Origin of the sequence: Protofrankia coriariae (assembly GCF_001017755.1) — a bacterium.
In the GTDB taxonomy this organism is placed as follows: domain Bacteria; phylum Actinomycetota; class Actinomycetes; order Frankiales; family Frankiaceae; genus Protofrankia; species Protofrankia coriariae.
Window position 1 is genome coordinate 14,353 of sequence record NZ_JWIO01000053.1, and the last position, 6,451, is coordinate 20,803.

Consider the following 6,451-nt stretch of genomic DNA (forward strand, 5'->3'; position numbering starts at 1 on the left):
CCCACCGCCCCCGCCACCTACCCGCCCCGGCACCCCCGCACCGGGCCTACCCCTGACCGACCCCGGAGAGGGCAGCACTCCATGGCTACCGCCACCGCCCGGCACGGGCTAGCACTCACCCGCACTCGTCCCGGCGTCCGCACCGTCACCGCGGGCGACCATCAGGCGTTCCTCGCTGGCCGGCTCACTCCCCGCGACCGGTGGCTCGCCCGCCTCCTCGCCGACCACAAGGTCCTCACCACCGACCAGATCATCCAGCTCGGCTGGCCGACCCGCCGCGCCGCCAACCACCGGCTACGCCGCCTCTACCTGTGGCGGGTCCTCGACCGCTTCCAACCCCTCGTCCCCACCGGCGCCGCCCCCGCCCACTACGTCCTCGACGTCGCCGGCGCCGGCGTCCTCGCCCACGAAGACGGCCTCGACCCCGACCAGACCGGCTACCGCCACGACCGCGCCCTCGGTATCGCCCACTCCCCACGCCTCGCCCACACCCTCGCCGTCAACAACGTTTTCGTCAGCCTGATCGCCCACGCTCGCCAGCCCGGCGCCACCGGCACCCTGACCGCCTGGTGGTCCGAGACCCGCTGCCTGCACGCCGTCGGCGACCTCGCCCGCCCCGACGCCTACGGCGCCTGGCGCGAACACGGCACCGACATCGGCTGGTACCTCGAACTCGACCGCGGCACCGAACCCCTGCGCCGCCTCGCGGCCAAGCTCACCGACTACCACGCCCTGGCCACCACCACCGGCACCGTCACGCCCGTCCTGGTCTGGCTGCCCTCGGCCCAGCGCGAAACCGGCGCCCGCCGCGCCCTTACCGAGGCCCTGGCAGACCTCGACCGGCCCGCCACCGTGCCGGTCGCCACCACCGCCACCGACCTGGTACCGCCCGGGGCCCGCCACGACCCGGCCGCCGCCCGCTGGCTGCCCCTCACCCCCCGAGCCACACCAGGCCGGCTCCGCCTCACCGACCTGGCCCACGCCTGGCCGCATCTGCGCCCAGCCAGCCAGACCGACCCACCAGCACGCCCCGGAAAGCTCGCCCCCGCCCCACCCATGCCACCCGACCCCGCCAGCTACCCGCCCGAAAGCCGGTGAACCCCCACGGCCAAAAGCGCAGCAGCGGCCGTCGCCGCCCTCATCCTGATCATCGTTCTGATCGGCGCCGCCGTCGGCGACATCCTCACCCGCATCCCGTTCCTCGGCTGGCTCCTCGGCGCTGGCGGCGGCAGCCAGCCCAGCCAGACCGCTCTCAGCGACATCCCGCCCGACTACCTCACCCTCTACACCCAGGCCGCCGCCGCCTGCCCCGGCCTCGACTGGAGCGTCCTCGCCGCCATCGGCAAAATCGAAAGTGACCATGGTCGCAGCACCCTGCCCGGCGTCCACAGCGGAAGCAACTACGCCGGAGCGGCAGGCCCCATGCAGTTCCTACCTACGACTTTTACCGCCGTCATCATCCGGCATCCCCTCCCTCCGGGCGGGGCAGTACCACTCTCCCTCTACAACCCCCATGACGCCATCTACGCCGCCGCGTTCGAGCTCTGCGACAATGGCGCCCGCGACGGACATGACCTGCGGAGCGCGATCTTCGCCTACAACCATGCCGACTGGTACGTCGACCAGGTACTGAAGCAGGCGGTCCAATACTCTGAACCGACACCGAACACTTCAGCGGAGTGCTCGACTGTTCAGTCGACAGTTCAGCCCGGAACCGAGGATTTCAGCAGCGCAGCGCTGACAGCCGTCGCGTTCGCCTGCGCACAGATCGGTAAGCCGTATATGTGGGGCGGCAACGGTGATCCCGGATTCGACTGCTCCGGATTGACGCACGCGGCGTATGCCGCGGCCGGCATACAGATCCCGCGGACCGCCCAGACGCAGTACGACGCCGGTCCGCTGCTCCCAGCCACAGCACCGCTGCAACCAGGTGATCTGGTGTTCTTCGGTACCCCGAACAACGTTCACCACGTCGGTATCTCTTTGGGTGGAACGGTCATGGTCGATGCGCCTGATGTCGGAAGGTCGGTCACGGTCCGGGACTTCCGGGGTTTCCCTGACTACGCAGGCGCATCCAGACCGGCGTATTAGTTAGCTAACGGTGGATGGCGACCAGCAGGTTCGGTGCGCTCGCGATCTGACGGATCGGTCTTCGGCTGGTATGGGGCGGTGATGTGCCTGCCTTGCCTGGGAGAACGAGCAGATCCCGGTCATCCTGCGCGATCGGGTCGGCTACGCCGAGAAAGTCCTCGACTGTGCCGCTGATGTCGCGGGCCGGCAGGCTGGCTACCACCGTTTCGGCGACGGCCGGCAGGAACGGGTAGGCATCCACTTATGAACTGACCTGCGCCGGTTGAAGCCGACGGAGTCGCCGCGACCAGCCGGGGGACATCCGTGTGTGCCCGTGCCCGGCCGACGGTCCGAACAAGGTTTACTGGTCCCCGCTGACGTTATGTTCATGCAGGCGCCGAGACACTTTCGGGTACGTGGATACCCGACGGCGGGCAGGGGTTGCGGGACCTGTCCTGTGCGAGCCCTGCCTTGTCTACGGCCGGCGGGGGCGCAGATCCTCGTCGAGCAGATGCCGCAGCAGGGTGTTGCCCGGCAGGCCGGGAGCGGGGTGCAGCGGGATGGACACCATCTCGTCGGGGTCGGTGAAGACAGGTGCTCCGCTACGGCGGGTGTAGGGGATGACGCCGTGCTCGACCTCGACACCGTCCTCGACGTCGTAGGCCATCCAGACGATGGCTTCCCGCTCCTCGCCGTCGTGGACGGGGCCAGCGAGCGGGGAGCGGAACCGGACCGTGTCATCGTCATATGTGATCATTATTTGCGGGACTGCTAAGGCCAGCCGATTGGCGGCGACCCGGTGGGCCTCGGCGGCGACGCGCCGCTCGTAGGCGTCGGCTCCGGACCGGCCGAAGATGTAGGTCGAGTCGACCAGGACGAGCTCGTGGTCGGCTTCGATCACGGTGATGGCGGGCTGGTCGTGGGCGCGGATCGCCTGTTGGACGCGTCCGACGACGTCGTCGACCAGGAAGTGCGTCTCGATGTTCATCGCGGGCATCCTTCCGCTGGTGCGGCCGGGACGTGCGTGGGCGGGGGGCAGGCCGCCGGTGGCCGTGTGGTTCCAGTCTGGTCGGATGGGTGGCGGCCTGTCCTCGACGGTTCCCCGGACAGGGTTGGAGCTGTGGTGTCGTCGGCTCACAGCCGCTGGATCTTGTCGCGGGTCGTGGTCACCGTGCCGTCGCGGCCGAGGTCAACGACGACCTTCGTTCCGTCGATCTCGGTGATCCATCCGAATCTCCAGATCGCTCCGTCGCCGACCGGTACTCGCACGGCGGTACCGACGGTCAGTTCGTCCTGGTTGCCGTTCATGGCTGCTTTTCCTTTCTGGGTGGGAAGCGGATATGGGGTCGCCGCCGGCTGCTGTGGGGCGGGCCGTCGCGTAGGGCCAGGTCGGCGAAGTTGAGCTGGCCGACGATTTCCCTGGTCGGCCAGTGGATCAGCCGTCCGCTCAGCGCAGGCAGCAGTAATGGCCTCGCCAGTGCGGCGAGGCAGACTCTGCCTCGCGGTGGCCGGAGACGGGAAGGAATCCGTCGTGCTCGGGGGTGTTGTCGCACCGGCACAGCCAGGCGTCGTTGATCCCTCGGCGAGCGATGTAGTCGCGCATACGAGCACCCCTTTCGCGAAGGGGTTCGGGTACTGGAAGGGGGTGGAGAACCCGTGCGGGCAGCAGCCCCTCGGTGCCTCAGTCGGGTGTGGTCGGCGCGGGCGGGCGCAGGATGTCTCGGTTGTGGCGGCTGGCTGGGAGGCCGGCGGTGGTGCGGACTGGGTGCTCGGCGGCGCCGGAGTCGGGCCGGGTGCCGTTCGACGTCGACGGGGTCCAGCCGGCCGGCGGAGCCAGGAGCGCTGACGGAGGTGGCACCGGCGGGATCCGGAAGATCAGGAGCAGGTAGGTCGGGTCGCCGTCGTGGTCGACGTAGAAGGCGTCAGTGGGCAGGGCGGTGAGGGCGGCACTGATGCTGGTGGCGTCCGCGCCCGGCCGGACGGTCAGGTGGATGGTGTCCGGTCGGGGACGCCGGACCAGCACGAGCGGGTCGGAGGGCATGGGCTGGGGTCCAATCGCGGTGTGTCGGGGGGTGCCGGTATCCGCGCCGGCCAGGCGTCGGAACAGTTCGAGGCCGATGTGGGCATGCTGGATGCGGCGGACAAGGGCGACGGCGACGGTTTCGACGCACTTGGCGAGGGTGTGGTCGTGCCAGTCGTCGGTGGCGACATCGCCGTGGGCGGACGGCGGGTGGGGGCCAAGGTCCCAGATGACGGACGTTGACGGCGAGCGCGGCGAGCCCGAGTGCGGCGAGTCCGAGTGCGGCGATGTCGACCGCGACCCAGTGGATGGTGCGTGGGTCGCCGCCGGCGTCGCGGATCTGTCGAACGCCTGGTAGACCTCGGCGGTGGGTTCGAGGTTGAGCAGGCTGGCCGGGTCGAGGTGGGAGTCGAGGTCGAGCAGGACGTGGGCGTGCAGCCGGCGCGGCCAGCCGGACCGGTCGAAGTACGGCTGGAAAGGGCCGTCGTCGGTGCGGTGGGTGACGGTGTCCTCGCCGTTGACGGTCAGGACGTGGCGGAGCCGTCCGAGGAGTTCGGCGTAGCCGATGAGGTGCGGGGGCTATGGCATGGTGTCCCAGGCCGGTCGCGGGGTGCGGTTGCCGGCCGGTCTCCCGCGCCGGTCCGTCAGGTCGGGGGTTCGGGATCGGCGCGCTCGATGCCGGCCATGTCGACCAGGCGGGTCACGGTGCCGATGAGTTCGGCGGCGAACGCGGCGGCGCGCAGGTGCTCGACGATCTGGAGGATCTCGTGTCGCTGGGCGAGCGCGGCGTCCTGCCAGTTGTCGGTGAGGCTGTCGCCGACAGCGAGCACGACGTGCCGTCCGAGTTCCCACAGCACGGCGTTCACCGCGGCGCAGGCGATGGCGAGCTCGTCCACGTCGCCGCCGAACCACAGCAGGCTGGCGGGATCGGTGCCGTGGGCGCGCAGCATCTGGGCGGCGGCGCGGAACAGCCCGCCCGTGCCGACCGCCGGGTCCATCACGGAGTTGCCGGGAGCCGCGCTGTGCATCACGACGGCGGCGAGGGTGTCGGCGATGTCGGCGGGCGTGTAGAACTGGCCGGAGGCGAGGCGGGCGCCGTCGGCGCGTAGCTCGACGAGCAGCGGGCCGAACAGGTCGATGTCGCGGCGGCGCGCCGTGCCGGTCAGCTGGAGCTGGCCGGCGTCGAGCGCGGCGTGCGCCACCTGCCGGGCGGCGTCCACGGTGGCGGTATCGAGCGGCTCGGCGCCGAGCCAGGGGCGGACCAGGGGCCAGGCAGCGGCGAGCAGGTCGGGCCGTACCCGCACGAAGATGCTCCATTGGGAGCGGAGGAACCGGCGGAACCGCTCGCTGTCCAGCCCGCGGATCAGGTCGGCGGTCTCGGTGAGCTGGCCGGGTGGCGGCGCGAGGAGCGCGAGGGCGGCGACGGTGGACAGGGGGATCTCGGGCGGGGCGGAGCGGTGGGCGCGGTGCCAGGCACGGGCGATGGCCTCCACGAGCGTCATCAGGTCGGGGGGCGCGGTCTCGGGCGGCGGGTGGGATCGACGTTTCGCGGGCATGCGGCAGCGCTCCCTTCACGGGACGGGACAGGGGAAGGACCGGGGTCGGCGCTTGACGGCGCTTGACGGCGGTGGGGCCGGGTAGGGCCCGGCCTCGGTCCGGTCAGGAGATGGCGGGCCGCCCGTCGATGGGGCGGATGCGTAGGGGGATGTGGCCGGTGTAGGAGGCGGCGAGGGTGCCGTGGTCGGTGATGACCTTGTAGGAGTGCAGCCAGACGGCGAACCAGGGCTCGGCGGGTGCGCCCCGGCGGGCCGGTGAGTCCGCCGGGGGGATCATGGCCGGGTCGAGTGCCTGTGGCGTGGTGCGGTAGTGGGCGAGACGGCCGCCGACCATCGGGCAGGCAGCGGCGGTGTAGGCGGCGCACACGCTGTGCAGCGCGGGTTCCGCGGTGCGCTGCCGGGGCAGGTCGGACAGCCGCATCAGCAGCACCAGCCGCTCGTCCAGGCGCCGGCCGCACACGCCGCACAGCCGCAGTAGCAGCGCCTGGTCCTTCCGGTCGCTGTCGACGGCGCCGAACAGGTGGCGCCCGTCGCCGGTGCGGGAGGTGATCCACGGGACGGCGAGGCCGCCGACGGTCGGCAGGTGGGCCAGGGACAGCGGTATCGCGGGTGGTGTCGGATTGGTCATGGCGGGTTTCCTGTTCGCGGGGATGTCTTTCGCGCGCAGGGGCCCGGCGGTCAGCCGGCGCGGTGGCGATGAAGGAAAGCGCGGGGGCGTGCGCCGTCCGCGCGAAGGGGGGCGTATGCACCGATTCGCCGCCGCCGGACCGCGCGGAATGAACGCCGTCGGGTCCGGCGGGGAACC

At 71.3% G+C, this 6,451-nt stretch carries 10 protein-coding genes; 3 read left to right on the top strand and 7 right to left on the bottom strand.

The annotated features are described in order from the left end of the window. Window positions 1-81 precede the first annotated feature (81 nt). Together FrCorBMG51_RS21730 and FrCorBMG51_RS21735 are read left to right on the top strand one after the other, a co-directional pair. Entirely contained in the window at window positions 82-1,098 is a 1,017-nt protein-coding gene (locus FrCorBMG51_RS21730) for a replication-relaxation family protein (RefSeq protein ID WP_047224872.1), read from the top strand. A gap of 162 nt (window positions 1,099-1,260) precedes the next feature. Continuing rightward, window positions 1,261-2,091 carry a C40 family peptidase gene (locus FrCorBMG51_RS21735; RefSeq protein WP_235433805.1) on the top strand — a complete coding sequence of 277 codons (831 nt, stop codon included), beginning with the start codon at window positions 1,261-1,263 and terminating at the stop codon, window positions 2,089-2,091. A 4-nt stretch (window positions 2,092-2,095) separates the two neighbouring features. Here the strand turns inward: FrCorBMG51_RS21735 and FrCorBMG51_RS21740 are convergent, their stop codons facing one another. From FrCorBMG51_RS21740 to FrCorBMG51_RS29115, 5 genes are all read right to left on the bottom strand, one after another. Beyond that, window positions 2,096-2,332 carry a hypothetical protein gene (locus FrCorBMG51_RS21740; protein ID WP_047224874.1) on the bottom strand — a complete coding sequence of 79 codons (237 nt, stop codon included), beginning with the start codon at window positions 2,330-2,332 and terminating at the stop codon, window positions 2,096-2,098. Between the two features lie 213 nt (window positions 2,333-2,545). Next, window positions 2,546-3,058 carry a hypothetical protein gene (locus FrCorBMG51_RS21745; RefSeq protein WP_047224875.1) on the bottom strand — a complete coding sequence of 171 codons (513 nt, stop codon included), beginning with the start codon at window positions 3,056-3,058 and terminating at the stop codon, window positions 2,546-2,548. Window positions 3,059-3,204: 146 nt separating this feature from the next. Next, window positions 3,205-3,378, bottom strand: a complete 174-nt coding sequence (locus tag FrCorBMG51_RS28670) for a hypothetical protein (RefSeq protein WP_157180617.1) — start codon at window positions 3,376-3,378, stop codon at window positions 3,205-3,207. A 139-nt stretch (window positions 3,379-3,517) separates the two neighbouring features. After that, entirely contained in the window at window positions 3,518-3,673 is a 156-nt protein-coding gene (locus FrCorBMG51_RS32050) for a hypothetical protein (RefSeq protein WP_235433801.1), read from the bottom strand. 78 nt (window positions 3,674-3,751) lie between these two features. Continuing rightward, window positions 3,752-4,111 carry a hypothetical protein gene (locus FrCorBMG51_RS29115; RefSeq protein ID WP_047224876.1) on the bottom strand — a complete coding sequence of 120 codons (360 nt, stop codon included), beginning with the start codon at window positions 4,109-4,111 and terminating at the stop codon, window positions 3,752-3,754. A gap of 84 nt (window positions 4,112-4,195) precedes the next feature. Here FrCorBMG51_RS29115 and FrCorBMG51_RS29120 point away from each other — a divergent pair, with 84 nt between their 5' ends. After that, window positions 4,196-4,333 (top strand): hypothetical protein, encoded by a 138-nt coding sequence (locus FrCorBMG51_RS29120; protein WP_235433802.1) that lies wholly within the window; start codon window positions 4,196-4,198, stop codon window positions 4,331-4,333. 401 nt (window positions 4,334-4,734) lie between these two features. Here FrCorBMG51_RS29120 and FrCorBMG51_RS21760 read toward each other — a convergent pair whose 3' ends face one another. Both FrCorBMG51_RS21760 and FrCorBMG51_RS21765 read right to left on the bottom strand, forming a co-directional pair. Continuing rightward, a complete protein-coding gene (locus tag FrCorBMG51_RS21760; protein ID WP_052914930.1) occupies window positions 4,735-5,646 on the bottom strand; it encodes an N-6 DNA methylase in 912 nt (303 codons plus the stop codon). A gap of 103 nt (window positions 5,647-5,749) precedes the next feature. Continuing rightward, window positions 5,750-6,274, bottom strand: a complete 525-nt coding sequence (locus FrCorBMG51_RS21765; protein ID WP_047224878.1) for a hypothetical protein — start codon at window positions 6,272-6,274, stop codon at window positions 5,750-5,752. Between the last annotated feature and the right edge of the window lie 177 nt (window positions 6,275-6,451).

What these genes read in the sequence shown, in the direction of transcription:
- FrCorBMG51_RS21765 (WP_047224878.1), bottom strand. Translation starts at nt 6,274, where the DNA reads ATGACCAATCCGACACCACCCGCGATACCGCTGTCCCTGGCCCACCTG.
- FrCorBMG51_RS21760 (WP_052914930.1), bottom strand. Translation starts at nt 5,646, where the DNA reads ATGCCCGCGAAACGTCGATCCCACCCGCCGCCCGAGACCGCGCCCCCC.
- FrCorBMG51_RS21730 (WP_047224872.1), top strand. Translation starts at nt 82, where the DNA reads ATGGCTACCGCCACCGCCCGGCACGGGCTAGCACTCACCCGCACTCGT.
- FrCorBMG51_RS21745 (WP_047224875.1), bottom strand. Translation starts at nt 3,058, where the DNA reads ATGAACATCGAGACGCACTTCCTGGTCGACGACGTCGTCGGACGCGTC.
- FrCorBMG51_RS28670 (WP_157180617.1), bottom strand. Translation starts at nt 3,378, where the DNA reads ATGAACGGCAACCAGGACGAACTGACCGTCGGTACCGCCGTGCGAGTA.
- FrCorBMG51_RS32050 (WP_235433801.1), bottom strand. Translation starts at nt 3,673, where the DNA reads ATGCGCGACTACATCGCTCGCCGAGGGATCAACGACGCCTGGCTGTGC.
- FrCorBMG51_RS29115 (WP_047224876.1), bottom strand. Translation starts at nt 4,111, where the DNA reads ATGCCCTCCGACCCGCTCGTGCTGGTCCGGCGTCCCCGACCGGACACC.
- FrCorBMG51_RS29120 (WP_235433802.1), top strand. Translation starts at nt 4,196, where the DNA reads ATGCTGGATGCGGCGGACAAGGGCGACGGCGACGGTTTCGACGCACTT.